Below are 16,116 nucleotides of genomic sequence, written 5' to 3' on the forward strand. Positions count from 1 at the left end.
CGGCGCACACTCTGTCTAGTCTTTAGGAATCAACCGTGGCACGTCCGCAGCCCCATCCCAACCCAGTCTTGCTCTGCTTCGTCGAGTTCGAGCTCGATGAGTCCAACGCCTGTTTGTCGCGCAATGGGCAAGCGGTGGCATTGGCGCCGACGCCCTTCACGTTGTTATGCGCGCTGGCACGCCAGCCAGGATCGCTGGTGACCAAGGACGCCTTGCTTGATGCCGTGTGGGGGCATCGGTTCGTCAGCGATTCGGTCCTGAAGACGGCCATTAGCGATCTGCGCAAGGTACTGGGCGACGATCCCAGGCATCCTCGTTTCATCGAGACGGTGTCACGGCGCGGCTATCGCTTCATCGCCCCGCCCTCCTCCACACGTTCGATAGCGCCTGCACCCGCGACGGCTACAGCGGCCGACACACCTCTGTCATCGTCATTCATCGGTCGCACCGACGAGGTCGCCAGGCTGCAACGGGCCTGGGAGCAGGCGAATGGCGGCCAGCGCTCAGTGGTCTGGCTCGCCGGCGAGCCGGGAATTGGCAAGACGATGTTGATCGAACATTTCCTTGCAGGCCTTGGCGATATCGCCTGCGCACGCGGCCATTGCGTGGAGCACTACGGCGCCGGCGAGCCATACCTGCCGGTGCTCGAAGCGTTGGCCGATCTGTGCCGCAGCGACCCAACCTTGCCGGCGCTGATGCGCGCCGTGGCACCGACCTGGCTGCTGCAACTCCCTTGGCTGAGTACCCCGCAGGAGAAAGATGCGTTGCGGAGCGAGCTTGCCGGCGTCGGCCCGGATCGCATGCTGAGGGAAATGGGCGAATTGCTGGACCGTTACACAGAGCAGCGCCCGCTGATGCTGGTGACCGAAGACCTGCATTGGAGCGATCGGGCGACGGTCCAGCTCATCAACTATGTAGCACGGCGACGCGGCCGCACGCGGTTGATGTGGCTGTCGAGCTTCCGCCTCGCCGAAGTGGTTGCGCTCGATCATCCCCTCAGCTCGTTGCGCCACGAACTGCGCCTGCAACGTCTATGCGAAGAAGTGGTGCTCGACCCGTTTTCGGAAACCGAGGTCGCTGAGTATGTGGCGCTGCGCTCGACTTCGCTGGCACGCGATGAAGCCTTCGTGCGCGCCCTGCACTCACGGACCGACGGTGTGCCATTGTTCGTTTCGTCGATCACCAGTGAAGTGATGGATCCAAAGGACGACAGAACCACCATCGAGGCTCGGCTTGCGGATCTGGCGGTGCCCGAAAACCTCGCAGCCATCATCGATCACTACATCGCCAGGCTAGGTCCGGAGCAACGCACCCTCCTTTCGGCTGCAGCGGTGTGCGGGGTTGAATTCCGCATCGAGACGGTTTCGCTGGCCCTCGAGCGCGAGCTCGCTTCGGTGGCACACGCCTGTGAAGAGCTGATAAGCGAACAGGTATGGCTCATACAATCACGGTCCACTGAAGTTGAAGAGACGCTAGAGCCACCCCACTCTTTCCGACACGCGCTCTTCCGCCAGGTGCTGTACGACCGCACGCCGCGCTCATTGCGCACCCAACTCCATCGCCAGGTCGGCGCTGCCCTCGAACGCGAACGCACGACCGGCGTGCCGGTTGCTGCCTCGGAGCTGGCAATGCACTTCGACCGCGCCCGGCAGCCGATGATTGCGCTGCGTTACTACGCCGAGGCCGCGGAAGCCGCGCTGCTGCACTTCAGCCCGGACTTGTGCATTGGCCTCACTGAGCGCGCCTTGGTCCTGTTGATGCAGGCTCCCGAAGGGACGGAGCGCAATGCGCTCGAAATTACCCTGGCAACGCTGCAGGGGGTTTCGGCTTTCCACATGTTCGGTGTCGGCAGTGAAGCCAAGAGCAGCTTCGAACGTGCCTACAGGCTGCTGGCGGATATCCCCGAGCACCCCATGCGCGGTCGCCTGCTGCATGGATTCGGCTATCTGCTTGGTCTGCGCGGCGACTATGCGTTGGCGCTCGAAGTGGCGGAGCGTGCCGAGGCCCTCTCCTGCGAGGCAAATGATCAAGAGCTCATGCTGGCGGCGTGCATCGTCCAGGGCGAGGTGCATCACCTCCAGGGACGCACGAAAACGACTCGCCGCTGGCTGGAACGCGCCCTCGCAATCGCCGAGCCACTGGACATCGGGACGAACGAGGTTTTTGCGGCTGATCCTCAGGTCATGCTTCACGGCATGCTGGCTATAGAACTCCTGCGGTCAGGTCTGGTTGAGCAAGCCCGAGCCCACATGCAGCAGGCGCGGGCACGCGCGCAGGCGTTGCGTCAACCCATGACCTGGCTGGTCGCCGCCTGGCAGGAGGTGCTGATCGAGGTGCGGATGGGAAATCACGTACGTGTAGCCGCGCTGGCCGATGACATGCAGGCGCTGGTCGATAAATATTCGCTCGCACTCGGGCGTACGGCTTGCCGCTGGTGGCGCGGCTGGGCCGACGCGCGCAACGGTGCACCGCTTGATGGCTACCGTCGCATCCGCGAGGCCTATGAAGAACACACCGGGCTTGGAATGCGTTCCGGTGCCAGCGAGGTGCTCGGCTACGCCACCGAGGCGCTGCTGCTCGCAGGTGATTGCAACGCAGCGCAAATCGAGTTGCAGGAAGTATATCGGGTGGGCGAGGAACTGGGCGAGCGCGTCTACCTGCCGCAGCTGTTGCTGCTGGAGGCAGCGATTTCGCGAGCACAAGGGCAGCCCGACGCCAGCATCGCTGCGGTGCGGCGCGCGGTTGAAGAAGCTCGCGCCCAGGAAGCATCGTGGCTGGAGCTGCAAGCGCTGGTCGAACTGTGCGAGTACCCTGACGCTACGGTCGACGACCATCTGGCATTGGCCACGCTGATTGACCAGTTGCCGGAAACTGACGGAACCGAGCTGGCGAAACGTGCGCGCTCGTTGACTCACGCTGCACAGTCAACTTGAAGAGTTAAGGGCGAAAACCTGGGGGAGCGAGCTTGCTCGCGACAGCGGTGGGTCAGCCAATATCGATGCTGGATGTGCCGCCGTCATCGAGCAAGCTCGCTCCCACAGGGGTAGCGGTGTTCACGACCTTAACCTACGGTGCTGTCCCGACTGAAATCTGACCTTTTGCTTACGACTCGCTCAGGGGGACGACCTACGCTGTCGTCGAACTTTCTTGCCCCCTGGTCTGCGATGATCCTGAACCCTGAATCCAAATATCCGAGCCGCCGCTCTTACGTAGTGAAGCTGCGCAGCGACACCGCGCCGGGGGCCCTGGTGGGCCGCCTCGAAAACCTGGTCACCGGGCGACAGCGCGAGTTTTCCTCCGCCGAAGAGCTTTTGGAGTCGATTGCCTTGGACCTCGCGTTGACAGCCGGCGAGCACACGGCCGATGCCGACGGCGAGTGACGCCTTCACCACAAACGAGTGCTCGATATGGCGACCGAACGGCGACCCTTCGCTGACGACTTCACGCACACCGGGCCCTACGCTGATGCCACCTCGAATTTGCACGAGCCCAATCCGATGCCGCGACTTCCAAACTTCCACCTGTTGACCCGCAACACCGGGCAGACGCCCCTGCAACATGCCGAACGCGTAATCGGTGTCGTAAAGGGTGCGGCGCTCGCCGCGTCCATCGCCCTCATCCTGACCGGTTGCTCCACGGAGGTGCTGACGCCGTCGGTAGACCTACCGAGCAACTTCGCCGCGAGCACGGCCTCCGAAATGGAACCCGAGGCGGCATGGTGGGAGGTTTACCACGACCCGGTGTTGACGGATCTGGTGCGCCGAGCCGCGCGCGAGAATCGCGACGTCAAGATTGCCGCCGAGCGCCTGCACGCCGCGCGTGCTGGCGAAACGGTCAGCCGTTCATGGCTGTTCCCGAGTGTCGGCGCATCCGCCTCCGGCAGCGATCGCAGCAGCGGCTACAGCTCCGCCACGAAACAGGGTTATCCGGATACCAAGACCACCAGTGCGGGGCTGGACGTCTCGTGGGAGCTCGACCTGAGCGGCCGCCTGCGCGCCGGCGCAGCGGCGGCCGACGCCGATGCGCTGGCCGCGGAGCACAGCATGCGCGGCGTACGCCTGCTGGTGATGAGCGACGTCGTCAGCAATTACTTCACACTGCTCGGCGCGCAACGCCAGGTCGCGACACTGCGCGCCATCTCAGCGATGCAGGACGAGACGCTGCGTCTGGTTGTCGCTCGCCAGCAGGCGGGGCTGGCCTCGGCCTTCGACGTCGAACGCGCGCAGACCGACGCCTTGTCGGCGCGGGCGCAGATTCCGCCGCTGGAAACACAGGTGGCTGTGTCGCGCCATCGTATTGCGGTGCTGATTGCCGACCAGTCCTTCAATACCGCGAACATCCAGTCTTCGATCAGCGATGTGGGAGTGGTGCCCGAGGCCAAGCCAGGCCAGCCCGCAGAGCTGCTGCAACGTCGACCTGACGTGCTGGCGTTGATGGCGCAGCTCGATGCAGCCAATGCGCGCCGCAAGCAGGCCGCGGCCGAGTGGTTTCCGCGGCTGTTCCTCGACGCCTCCTTCGGCCGTCAGGGCTTGAGCCTGAACGGCGCCGATCTCGGCGTTGCACGCTTCACTAACGTGGCGGGTTTGCTGGCGATGCCGCTCTTTAACGCCGGGCGCACGCAAGCAATCAACGATGCGGCCGAAAGTGCTCAAAAAGAGGCGCTGCTGCGCGCCGAAGACGGCATCGTGCGGGCGCTCGAAGATGTAGAGAACGCCCTCGTCACGCTGGCGCAAGAGCGGCGCCGCGCCGGGTCGCTGCAATTGGCCGCCGCGTCCGCCGAGGCTGCACAGAACCGCGCCCAGTCGCTCTATAACCGCGGGCAGATCGACCTGTTGCCACTGCTGGATTCGCAGCGCGCGCGCCTGGCGGCACGCTTGAATTCCAACGAAAGCAACACCCGCCTGCTGATCGATAGCGTGCAGCTCTATAAGGCACTGGGCGGGGGCTGGCAGGTGTTCGAACAACCCGCTCCCCCCACCGCGGCCACCAAAGCCGACCTGCCACCCCTTTCTTAAAAATCTGCCGTTTTACTAGAGGAACCGCCTTGAAAACCTCCCTTACTGCGGCCGGCGCTCTGGCCGTAGCCGTCATGCTTTGCGCGTGCAGCCCGGACCAGCCAGCGGTGCAGGCCCCCCGACCGGTGCGCACAGCTGAAATCAGCTACGACAACGCTCGCGACATCAATCGCTACGTGGGTACCGTGCAGTCGCGGCACGAAGTAGACCAAGCCTTCCGCGTGGGCGGCAAGATCGCCCAGCGCAAGGTCGATGTCGGCCAGTTTGTGCGCGAAGGCGACATACTGGCGGTACTGGATGACAGCGACTACCGCCTCGCCGAAGAAGCGTCGCGACAACAGTGGACAGTTGCCGTCGAGCAGACACGCCAGGCCGACTCGGACCGCCAGCGTCTGACCGCACTGAAGGCTGACGGTTCGGTCAGTGCGGCCGACGCCGAGCGCGCGCAGACCAATGCGCAAACCGCGCATGCAACTGCCGAGGCCGAGGCACGCAAGCTCGAACTCGCGCGCAACCGACTCAAGTACACCGCGTTGCGCGCCTCGCGCAGCGGCGTCGTCACGGCTGTGCGCTTTGAGGCCGGGCAGGTTGTGCCGGAGGGTCAAGCGGTTGTCTCGATCGCGAATCCGGATGAGTCCGAGATCGTCATCGATGTGCCCGAGAATCAACTGGCCGTATTCAAGGACGCGCGTTTCAAGGCGTCGCTGGCCAGTGCGCCGAGCGAGGTCTTCGATGTCACGCTGCGCGAGCTGTCGCCGCAGGCTGCAGCGCAGACGCGCACCTATCGCGCGCGGCTCAAGCCGGTCCAGGCGTTGCCGCTGGGCGCCACCGCCACGGTGATGGCCGAGCGAGTCATGACAAGTGTCTCTGTGGCGGCAGTGCCAGCCACTGCGTTGACGCAGAGCGGCGGTCAACCGGCGCTGTGGGTGGTCACGCCCTCTGGCAAGGATCCGGTAGGCATCGTCGATCTGGAGCATGTGACCGTTTGGGGCTATCGCAACGACGAAGTGCTCGTCTCCGGGCCGCAGGCTGGCGCATTGGTCGTCACCGCCGGCGTCCAGAAGATGACGTCCGGATTGAAGGTCGCGCTCTCCGGTGCGGCGATCGTTGACGCCAATACCACGCAGCAGGCCGCCCGATGAACAACTTCAACCTCACCGACTGGGCGCTGCGCCATCGCGCCATCGTTCTGTTCATGCTCCTCATTGTCGCGGTGGCTGGCGCCTTCAGCTTCACCCGGCTCGGCCAGCTCGAGGATCCGAACTTTTCCGTGCCGTCCATGACCGCCATGGTCATCTGGCCGGGCGCCACTGCCCAGCAGTTGCAGGACCAGGTCCTAAACCGCATGGAGAAGAAATTCGAGCAGATCGACAACTTCGAGAAGGTGGTCACCTACGCGCGGCAAGGCTACGCAGGCATGACGCTCACCGTACGCGGCGGCACTTCCAAGGCTGACCAGCGCGAAGCCTGGTACCAGGCGCGCAAGAAACTCAACGACCTGAGCCTCGAGATGCCTGACGGCGTGATCGGCCCGATCCTGAACGACGAGTACGGCGACGTGTATGGCCTGATGTACGCCATCAAGGGCGACGGCGTCGGTCAGGCCGACCTGTCGCACGCGGCCGAGGACATCAAGCGCCAGATGCTGAAAGTGCCGATGGTCAAGAAGATCGATCTCATCGGCAAGCAGGCCGAGCGTGTCTACGTCGAGTTCTCGCACGAGCGCTTGGCCGCGCTGGGCATTACACCGCTGACCATTGCCGAAAGCCTCAAGAGCCAGAACGCCATGGTGCCGGCGGGCCAGATCGACACCCGCGGCGACCGCGTCATGGTGCGCGTGAGCGGCCAGTTCGCCAGTGAAGACGCGATCCGCAATGTGCCCATCTCTGCGAGCGGCCGGCAGATCAAGCTCGGCGACATTGCGACCGTTACACGTGGATTCGAAGATCCGCCCACCTACACGGTCCGCCACAACGGCCAGCCCGTGCTGATGCTCGGCATCACGATGACCAGCGACGGCAACATCGTGGACCTTGGCAAGGCGATGGACGCGGCGGTCGCCAAGATCCAGTCCGAGCTGCCGCACGGCGTGGAACTGGAACTCGTGGCCGACCAACCCACCACAGTGAGGGATGCAATCCTGGACTTCGGCCGCGCGCTGGCCGAGGCGTTGATCATCGTGATCGCGGTGAGCCTGGCCAGCCTGGGCTGGCGCGCCGGCCTCGTGGTCGCGGCCACGGTGCCGCTGGTGCTGGGCGGCGTGGCACTGGTGATGCTGGCGATGGGCTGGAACCTCGAGCGTATTTCGCTCGGCTCACTGATTATCGCGTTGGGACTGTTGGTGGATGACGCCATCATCGCCATCGAGATGATGGTGGCGAAGATGGAAACCGGTATGGACCGCGTGAAGGCGGCCGCCTTCTCCTATCAGTCCACCGCGATGCCGCGCCTGACCGGCGCACTCATCACGGTCGTAGGCTTCCTGCCGATCGGCCTCTCGAAGTCCACCACCGGCGAATACGCGGGTGGCATTTTCTGGATCGTTGGCGCCGCGGTGCTGTTCTCGTGGATCTGTTCCGGTATTTTCACGCCGTACCTGGCGGTCAAGATGCTGCCCAACGACTTGGGCACCCACCAGCACGGTGATCCGCACGATACGAAGTTCTACCGCAGCCTGCGCCGCCTGATCGACTCCGCCATCGAGCGTCGCTGGGTGGTCATCGGTGCGACGGTTGCTGCTCTGGTACTTGCTCTGGCCTGTATCAAGCTGGTGCCGCAGCAATTCTTCCCCAACAGCTCGCGTCCGGAACTGGTCATAGACCTGCGCGTCAAGGAAGGCTCCTCGTTCGCAGCGACGACCGAGCAGGTCAAGCACATGGAGGAGATCCTGGCGAAGGACGAGGACGTGCGTTTCTATACCGCCTACACCGGCGCCGGTGCGCCACGCTTCTATCTCTCGCTCAACCCCGAGCTGCCGAACCCGGGATTTGCCCAGTTCGTTGTGATGACCAAGGACCTGGATGCACGCGAGCGGGTACGTGCGCGGCTGGTGGCCTCGGCGGACCAACAATTCCCCCAGGCGTGGGTGCGCGTGACCCGGCTCGAGTTGGGGCCACCTGTCGGCTACCCGGTGCAGTTCCGCGTCGTCGGGCCTGATACCCAGAAGGTGCGGCAGATCGCTCGAGAGGTGGAGAACGTGATTGCGTCCAACCCGAAGGTGCGCGACCTCCAGCTCGACTGGAACGACCCGGTGCGCACGCTGAAGGTCGAGCTTGATCAAGACAAGGCAAGCGCGCTCGGCCTCACGCCGTCCGACGTGTCGCTGGCAACCCAGACTGTGATGAACGGCGCAACCGTGTCGCAACTGCGTGAGCACGAGGAACTGATCGACATCGTCGCCCGTGCCGTGCCCGCTGAGCGGTTGAGCCTCGACACACTGAAAGACATCAACCTCTACACACGCCAGGGAACTGTTGTGCCACTGTCGCAAGTCGCACAGGTGCGCTCTGAACTGGAAGAGCCAGTGCTTTGGCGCCGCAACCGCGATATGGCAATCACGGTGCGTGCCGACGTGAAGGATGGCGAACAAGGTGTATCGGTGACTCAGGAGATCCAGCCGTTGCTCAAGGACATCGAAGCGAAGATGCCCTCGGGCTACCGCATCGACACGGGCGGAGCCGTCGAGGAAAGTGATAAGGCCAACAAGGCGCTGATCGCGGTGGCCCCGCTGATGATGATCACCATCCTGCTGTTGCTCATGCTGCAACTGCAGAACTTCTCCCGCATGTGGATGGTCGTGCTGACTGCACCGCTGGGCCTGATCGGTGTGGTGCCGGCGCTGCTGGTGTTCCAGTCGCCGCTGGGCTTCGTTGCAATCCTGGGCATCATCGCACTGGGTGGCATGATCATGCGCAACGCAGTGATCCTGATCGATCAAGTGCAGATCGAAATCACTGAAGGGCGCGACCCGTGGAATGCTGTGCTGGATGCCGCCATACACCGGGCCCGTCCGGTGATGCTGACGGCGCTGGCGACCGTACTTGCAATGATCCCGCTGACGCGCAGTGTGTTTTGGGGGCCGATGGCAATTGCGATCATGGGCGGTCTTACGGTGGCGACGCTGCTAACGATTTTCTTCGTCCCTGCATTGTACGCCGCATGGTTCAAGGTGGGTCGCCAGACGACCGCTGACGCTCATCAGTTACAGGGGGACGCCACGTTCGCTTCTGACTTATAAATGCCGGGGCACTGTGCCCCGATTTCACCGCAATTAGAAGGCTTGCGAGGCGGTCGTTCAGGCTATCCGGCTTCGAATGCTGCTCTCCAATCGAAGGGCGCCTCGCTCCAGCCTCTCTTTAATAGACTTGAGGAACGATGAGTTCCGGTGGCGTCGGACTGCGGGAGTAATCCTCCTGTCTTACGCGTTGCGGTAGTTCGATCACCGGTAACTCTACTTCTTCATAGGGCATCTGCCCGAGCAGGTGGTGGATGCAGTTAAGTCTTGCTTTCTTCTTATCATCGGCTTGCACCACCCACCATGGCGCTTCGGCGATGTGGGTGCGTTCCAGCATTACTTCCTTGGCCTTGGTATAGGCTTCCCAGCGCCGACGGGACTCCAGATCCATTGGGCTGAGTTTCCACTGCTTGAGCGGGTCGTGAATGCGACTGAGAAAGCGCAGGTGCTGTTCCTGGTCGGAAATGGAGAACCAATATTTGATTAGCTGAATGCCGGAGCGTGCAAGCATTCTTTCGAACTCTGGCACAGTGCGGAAGAACTCTTCGTACTGATCGGCGTTGCAAAAACCGATCACCTGTTCGACGCCTGCGCGATTGTACCAACTACGGTCGAAGAGCACGATCTCACCCGCTGCCGGCAGGTGTGAGACGTAGCGCTGGAAGTACCACTGAGTACGTTCGCGGTCATTGGGTGCAGGCAACGCGGCAAAGGTTCATGTTTCTCACTGGTCGTCGGGTCTTCAAAACTCCACATGATCGCTTCATCGGAAGACGGTATTCGTGAGGCTTCTTCGGAAGACTTATCACACAGTGTGATGACGTAGTGGAACTGCTGTCCTTCAAATTCACCGATCGATTTGCTACGCAAGCCATTGCTCTCTATGCCTATGTGTTCGAGAGACTCCAGGGTGCGAGGATCAACCTCGCCGGGTTCGAGGCCAGCACTGAAAGCTTCAAAGTGTGAAGAATCAGTGTGGCGAAGCAGCGCTTCGGCCAGCAAGGAACGGACATCGTTTTTAGCGCAGACAAACAGCACCCGGAATTTGTCAGCCATTCCTTTCACCCCGCTTGGACAGTTGATCTGAAAAATGCCAATGCTTAGTTAAGCAGCGTTTTTGATCGCCCGACCTCAAGTCGATGGAATGCACTATTTCCAAATTTTTCAGTGCCCGTGCCGATTCAGTCTGCCTCCTCCAGCAGGTGCAAGAGATCAACAAACTGGCCTGTCAGCTTGTGATGCCGGTCGAGGTGAATCAAAGGTTGGCAGCGCTCATGCGATTCACGCATCTTCACCGAACTGCCGGGATACACCGGAAGAATCGGCAGCCCTTCCGCGATGAGCTCTTCGACCAGATTGCGGTGAAAGCCAGTGGTGCTGACGTAGTGATTGATGACAATCCCTTCAACGACCAATGACTCATTATGGTCCCCCTGAAGTTCTGCCACCTGTGCCAGCACCTGGTACAACGCCTGACGAGCGAAGGTATCGCAATCAAATGGAATCAAAACCGCATCCGCTGCGATGAGTGCACTGAACGTATAGAAGTTCATCGCTGGAGGCGTATCGATGTAAACCCGGTCGTAATCCTGGGAAATATCGTCCAGCAGCCGGCGCAGCTTGTTTATCTTGAACTTGGCTTCCAGCTTGGGCTGCAAATCCGCAAGTTCGCCGCTGGCAGTGATGAGGTGAAGATTGTCGTAGGGTGTCTCAACGATATGAGCGCGGCTTTTTTTGGCTGCCGGCCCAGAAGACAGCGTTTGCTTGAAAAAATCCGCAATGCCCACCGGAATGTCATCCCCGGTCAGGCCGGTGAGGTAATACGTAGAGTTGGCCTGGGCATCCAAGTCGACAACGAGTGTCCGGTAGCCTTCCATTGCGCTTGCAGCAGCCAGGTTACACACACAATACTCGACTTGCCTACCCCACCTTTTTGATTGAAAACAACACGACGCATCAACACCATTCCCGCGGCAAAGGATTTCAGTCTATCGATTTCCTGAGAATCCACAGCGGCAACTTGATGAATTTTATATTGCAGTGCCCGTGCGCAATGGCTGCAACGAACATTAGCTCTGCTACGCTCTGCGAACCCACTCACAAGCGAGGACGATGATGTCTTTTGTCGACGATTTTGTGGCTCAGATCATTTCCCTGGAGGTCTCCCTCTATCACTCGCGCGCTCGGCTGCAAGCCAACAGTGACAGCGAAGCGCTGCATGATCTGAGGATTGCAGTACGGAAAATACGAAGCCTTTTGCGACCGCTGCGCAAGATGCCGGAGATTATCGAATTGAATCAGGCCGCCGCTGAGGTTGGCAGAGCGACGACTCCCACGAGGGATCTGGAGGTCATCGTTGATGAGCTTCGGAAGATGGGGTACCCGCGCCAAGCAATCAGCCGAAGCGCAACCCTGACAGAGCAGTATCGGAAGATCGCTGCCAGCTCAGTGCTCGACAAACTATTTGCCGAACTGGATCGATGGCCAGAGATATTCAGGGCAGCCGAGCGAGCCGGCGAACTGGTTGATATCAAAAGACAGATAGAGAAAGCCCTGAAGAAAAGAATCACTCAACTGATCGCCGGACTTCGGGACAAGCATTTTGATCGGCACGAGCTGAGGATCATCGTGAAAAACGCGAGATACCTCTCCGAGGCGTTTCCAACGCTGTCACCGCTCAAGGCAAAATCCAGGGATCAATTGAAGTCGGTACAAGCGTCGCTCGGCTCATGGCACGATCATCATCAATGGTGCCTGCGGGCCGAGGCGGAACCTGATTTGCTCGAAATCGCACCGTACTGGAAAGTCGCGTCAGAACAGGCGTTGGCTGATGCCGAGCTGAAATTAGCGTCACTGCTTGATCACCTGGAGAATGACCTGGCGAAGTCTAAAAACTGATATCAAATCGCCTTGAAATGCTTGATATAGAGCCCCTTATACATTTTGAATCATCTAAAAAATGCGCTACCCTCCGCCACCTCAACAGCAAAGGGGTTGCAGATGAAAATCGCGATTGAAACAAATGAGCAAGGAAGCGGTTGCAAAGTTTGGCTAGGCGAAACGGCAGTTTCGTTCCCCAGCCTAGAGGACGCTAAAACCTACATTGCCCAACTCGAAGAGCGGATAGAGGCTGCCTCTCATACTTTTGTCCTGGATGCTGGAAACCCTGTGGCTAGGTAAACATCTCGTCAGCGGTCGTTGATAAGGCCAGTCTGCATACGCGACCTGATTGCTCGACGAGGCTGAGCATTGACCATCACCGTTTCCAACAACCATTAGCAGCCGCTGCTCGCCTTAAAGAAACCGCGAAATGTTCGCCATTGCCCGCGTTATGTAAACGTCCTTCTCCCCCACTGGGGCTACATAGTGAAGAGCACTGCGTGCAGCCTCTACACCTGCTAAACGAGAGATGAACCAAGCAGCCAGATACTGCGACGATAGGCAGCCGCCAGCGGTTGCGACATTGCCCTTAGCCACAAACGGCTGATTGAGCACCGCCACGCCGGCCTCTTCAACCCATGGCTTGGTGATAAGATCCGTGCAAGCCGGAACGTCATCTAGCAAGCCGAGCTTTGCAAGTATGAGCGTGCCCGAGCACTGGGCCCCCAAGAGTTGGCGACCTGGGTCTAGTTTCAGTCGAGACATCAGTGCGTCGTCCGCGACGACGTCCCGAGTCAATCTCCCACTACCCACCAGCACCGCATCCGCGCCGCAGGCATCCTCTAAGGACGCCTGCGCCTCGATCTTCAGGCCGTTCATCGATAGCACCTTATCTGTGGGGCTGGCGATAGATACTCGCCAGCCAGGCTTTTGAACCCGGTTGAGGATGCCGAAAGAAATGAGCGAATCGAGTTCGTTGAACCCTTCGAAGGTAAGGATGGCGATATGCATGGTGCGCCTAGTGCCAGAAAAAGCGTGAAGCCCATATTAAAATCGAACAACCAATACATTCAAAAAATTGTAATGGATACATTTCGCTTATCTGTAGCGGCTTCGCAGCCATTTGGCACCACTCTTGAGAGCGTCCTCAATGGATCGACAATAACCCAGTCGAAAACCAGATCCGACCGTGGGCACTTGGGCTCGAACTGGTTATTTGCCGGCTCGCTACGTACCGGCAAACAGGCGGCGGCGATCATGAGCTTGATCCAATCGGCGCGCATGAACGGGCATGATCCGTATGCCTATCTCAAAGATGTGCTGACGCGGCTGCCGATGCAGCGCGCCAGTGAGATCGGGCATCTGCTGCCGCATCAGTGGATGCCTGCCTAGCTTACGCAAGGTGACTTCGGCAGACGCTTACGGTGTGTCTGCCGGACGCTTATGCAGATTTCACACAGCGACGTGTTGGAAGTAAATATCCAAAACCGGAAGGGGTTACACAGTTTTGGACATTTACATGCCAGAAATTTCGATATTTACTTCCGGATAGTTGAAGGACCAGAAACGACGAATCCCGCTCTAGGCGGGATTCTCAGCCGTCGATTGCATGCGTACGACGGGGCAGGACGCTGTTACCTGGCACTGGGCCATCTGATTTTCATCAGAAGCGGGGTGCGATCCGAAGATCCCTGTAACCACCCCGTGGTTCACGCCTAGGCGCAGATGAACATTAGTCAATCCATAATCGCTATGTCAATCCTGCTGTCACCTGGATCACCTAGATTCCCCCCCGATCATCCCTCAGCCCCCGGTTCAGAGGGCTGTTAGCGGCAAGAACTGGCTCTTCACCGGATCGCTACGCAGCGGAAAACGGGCTGCAGCGATCATGAGTTTGATCCAGTCGACGCGGCTCAACGGGCATAATCCGTATACCTAGATGACTTGGCCGGACGCTTACGAAACTTTGACAAATTGCGCCCGCCAAAGAGAAAGCAGGGCTCTGGGAAATAGCTAACTTCACCCAGTGTTAATCATCAGACTGACGTATCGCCCGCTGTTGTTCTTCATATCTGCGACGAGATTCCTGCAAGCGATCTTCGGCTTCCTTCTCTGCGTTGCGTTGTTGAGTGGCCAGTGGGGGATAGAAAATCCATCTATTCTTTACGTCTTCTTCATACGTGCTCGTTTAGGGACGGTTATCGGGGGGGGGGGGCGGTACTTCAAACCCCAATTGCGCCAGTACAGGTCGATCCTCTTCTTTGAGCTTTTTTACCGCCCAAATCAGCATATGCTGGGGCCTGGAACTCGCCACATAAGCGAACCTTGCGGCTTCCGATCCGCGATCTCGCAACCAGTCTTGCCAATGAGACTGGTGCGGCCCGGGCTGTTGGGACGAAACCACCACAGTGACATCGTGAGTTTCGCCCTTCACCTGGTGAATAGTTTCGTAGCGCAACGTGTCTGGTGGCCCCTCCAGTACCTCTTGGCTCAACACTCGCACGGAGACTGGCTTATCACCCTGCCCTTTGCGAGCCACAAGGTTCAAGTCTTTCAGGACATCCAGCTCCTCCAGTAACTCCACAGGTACGAAAGGTTGATTCGGGAGCCGTCGGATCGCCAGCTTTGCAGTGCGCACCCAAGCAGACCAGGTCTGATCGGACTTGCCTGCACCATTGGCGACCATAAATTTCAGGCTTTCATGGAGGAACTTCCGCCAAACAAGCTTGGACTCCATGACAATGGGGCAATAGGGGCCGACCTTGGTGACCTGCAGCTCGAGTTTGTCGGCCAGCCACTTTGCAAACGTCCTCAGGCTTTGCTTGATGTCCTTGAGGTTACCTGTGCTGGCGCTGATGCACGCGACTGCCAATAGTTCGATGCCTTCGAAGGTCTCACCATTACGCAAACGCTGCAGGGTCGTATGACCCCGGGCCACCAGTACCACTTTGGTGTACCCCTGTGTCATGGTGCGAATTGTAGGCAGCAGCTCAGAGGGGCACACGTCATATTCGAGTATCCGTGGTTGCAGGGAAGCAATATCTGCATTGCCCCTGATCCGTTCGCCGCCAAGGATGTTGGTACACAGATCGACTATGACCTGTCCACTCCGCCAGTTCGCCTTGAGCTCATACGGGTCGAATTTTAGCTTGACCATGAGGTCGGTGACATTCTCGGGGTTCGACTTGCGAAAGCCATAGATTGACTGGTTAAGATCACCCACGAAATGGAACGCCATACCGAACCGTGCGAGATGCTCCACGATTCGTAGTTGCTCTGCAGAGAGATCCTGGCATTCGTCCACGATGACCAGAGGAAACCGGCGCGCGATCCGCGAAAAATAGGGGTCGAATTTCCTATCCTTGAATGCCTTCAGGGCAAGCATGTCGATGTCACCAAAGGTGGCAAAACCTCCTCGCCACAGCCGCTTCTTAGTGGCAATGAGATCTTTGAAGGTATCCTGATTAAGGGTTTCGGCGTTCAGTTGCTTATCGAGGCCGCGTTCGCCAGTGGAAAATACGAACTTGGTCGTTCCAAGGTCGTAGTCGTATTTGCACGCAGAGATCCAACGATCGCAAATGCTATTTCGCGTGCGATAGATGTTCGCTGCTTTGTCCAGAATCCGAATGCGAAAGTCACCTTCCCTGCCGGTATATCCCGTCATCTCACTGGCAATGCTCGCCACCAGCCGGTTCAGCACAAAGCTGTCGAACGTAGCGATTAGATGAGGTTTGCCGATCGGCTCCCCCAGGTACCTATGAACCCTGTTCCTGAGTTCGTCCGTGGCACTGTTGGAGAACGTCAGCACTGCGATGCCTGATGGTGAACGAGACCATTCTTGGACGATTCTGGCCACCATCGCGGCAACCACTTCCGTCTTTCCGCTGCCCGGGCAGGCCTTGAGGTAAACGTGCCTGTCGAGCGGTGAGGCGAGATAATCCAACTGCTCCTGGGTGAAGTTCATTGGGGGATCACCCTGCGTGGGAT

General features: G+C 59.5%; 8 protein-coding genes and 4 pseudogenes. 7 read left to right on the forward strand and 5 right to left on the reverse strand.

Features of this window, described 5'->3' with window-relative positions; translation table 11 throughout:
* The first annotated feature begins 35 nt into the window (after positions 1-35).
* The 5 genes from ACMXYJ_RS18630 (at position 36) to ACMXYJ_RS18650 (ending at position 9,252) form a co-directional block, all read left to right on the forward strand.
* Positions 36-2,933, forward strand: coding sequence for an AAA family ATPase (locus ACMXYJ_RS18630; RefSeq protein WP_415756358.1), 2,898 nt, complete (start codon positions 36-38; stop codon positions 2,931-2,933).
* Between the two features lie 231 nt (positions 2,934-3,164).
* On the forward strand, positions 3,165-3,380 hold the full coding sequence (locus tag ACMXYJ_RS18635; protein ID WP_415756359.1) for a hypothetical protein: 216 nt from the start codon (positions 3,165-3,167) through the stop codon (positions 3,378-3,380).
* A 117-nt stretch (positions 3,381-3,497) separates the two neighbouring features.
* Entirely contained in the window at positions 3,498-5,015 is a 1,518-nt protein-coding gene (locus ACMXYJ_RS18640; protein WP_415760759.1) for a TolC family protein, read from the forward strand.
* 29 nt (positions 5,016-5,044) lie between these two features.
* Positions 5,045-6,157, forward strand: a complete 1,113-nt coding sequence (locus tag ACMXYJ_RS18645) for an efflux RND transporter periplasmic adaptor subunit (RefSeq protein ID WP_415756360.1) — start codon at positions 5,045-5,047, stop codon at positions 6,155-6,157.
* Positions 6,154-9,252 carry an efflux RND transporter permease subunit gene (locus ACMXYJ_RS18650; RefSeq protein ID WP_415756361.1) on the forward strand — a complete coding sequence of 1,033 codons (3,099 nt, stop codon included), beginning with the start codon at positions 6,154-6,156 and terminating at the stop codon, positions 9,250-9,252. Before ACMXYJ_RS18645 ends, ACMXYJ_RS18650 begins: the two co-directional genes overlap by 4 nt.
* Before the next feature lie 118 nt (positions 9,253-9,370).
* On the opposite strand, the pseudogene ACMXYJ_RS18655 reads toward ACMXYJ_RS18650, so the two are convergent.
* The 3 pseudogenes from ACMXYJ_RS18655 to ACMXYJ_RS18665 all read right to left on the reverse strand — a co-directional run.
* Positions 9,371-9,958, reverse strand: a pseudogene (locus ACMXYJ_RS18655) (polyphosphate kinase 2); the annotation flags it as partial.
* A pseudogene (locus tag ACMXYJ_RS18660) lies at positions 9,946-10,305 on the reverse strand (arsenate reductase ArsC); the annotation flags it as partial. The pseudogenes ACMXYJ_RS18660 and ACMXYJ_RS18655, both read right to left, overlap by 13 nt.
* A 125-nt stretch (positions 10,306-10,430) precedes the next feature.
* Positions 10,431-11,206: pseudogene (locus ACMXYJ_RS18665) on the reverse strand (ParA family protein).
* Between the two features lie 158 nt (positions 11,207-11,364).
* Between ACMXYJ_RS18665 and ACMXYJ_RS18670 the strand changes: the two are divergent.
* Positions 11,365-12,147 (forward strand): CHAD domain-containing protein, encoded by a 783-nt coding sequence (locus ACMXYJ_RS18670; RefSeq protein WP_415756362.1) that lies wholly within the window; start codon positions 11,365-11,367, stop codon positions 12,145-12,147.
* A gap of 396 nt (positions 12,148-12,543) precedes the next feature.
* Here the strand turns inward: ACMXYJ_RS18670 and ACMXYJ_RS18675 are convergent, their stop codons facing one another.
* Entirely contained in the window at positions 12,544-13,140 is a 597-nt protein-coding gene (locus ACMXYJ_RS18675; RefSeq protein WP_415756363.1) for a DJ-1/PfpI family protein, read from the reverse strand.
* A gap of 143 nt (positions 13,141-13,283) precedes the next feature.
* Here ACMXYJ_RS18675 and ACMXYJ_RS18680 point away from each other — a divergent pair.
* Positions 13,284-13,521 (forward strand): annotated as a pseudogene (locus ACMXYJ_RS18680) (transposase domain-containing protein); the annotation flags it as partial.
* 796 nt (positions 13,522-14,317) lie between these two features.
* Here the strand turns inward: ACMXYJ_RS18680 and ACMXYJ_RS18685 are convergent.
* Complete coding sequence (locus tag ACMXYJ_RS18685) at positions 14,318-16,093, reverse strand: UvrD-helicase domain-containing protein (RefSeq protein ID WP_415756364.1); 1,776 nt, start codon at positions 16,091-16,093, stop codon at positions 14,318-14,320.
* Between the last annotated feature and the right edge of the window lie 23 nt (positions 16,094-16,116).

The sequence above is a fragment of the Pseudomonas arabinosi genome (assembly GCF_047758675.1).
Classification (GTDB): Bacteria; Pseudomonadota; Gammaproteobacteria; order Pseudomonadales; family Pseudomonadaceae; genus Aquipseudomonas; species Aquipseudomonas arabinosi.

Bases quoted from the DNA above. Each gene is read 5' to 3' on its own strand.
- ACMXYJ_RS18635 (WP_415756359.1), top strand. From the start codon at position 3,165: ATGATCCTGAACCCTGAATCCAAATATCCGAGCCGCCGCTCTTACGTA.
- ACMXYJ_RS18640 (WP_415760759.1), top strand. From the start codon at position 3,498: ATGCCGCGACTTCCAAACTTCCACCTGTTGACCCGCAACACCGGGCAG.
- ACMXYJ_RS18650 (WP_415756361.1), top strand. From the start codon at position 6,154: ATGAACAACTTCAACCTCACCGACTGGGCGCTGCGCCATCGCGCCATC.
- ACMXYJ_RS18670 (WP_415756362.1), top strand. From the start codon at position 11,365: ATGTCTTTTGTCGACGATTTTGTGGCTCAGATCATTTCCCTGGAGGTC.
- ACMXYJ_RS18675 (WP_415756363.1), bottom strand. From the start codon at position 13,140: ATGCATATCGCCATCCTTACCTTCGAAGGGTTCAACGAACTCGATTCG.
- ACMXYJ_RS18685 (WP_415756364.1), bottom strand. From the start codon at position 16,093: ATGAACTTCACCCAGGAGCAGTTGGATTATCTCGCCTCACCGCTCGAC.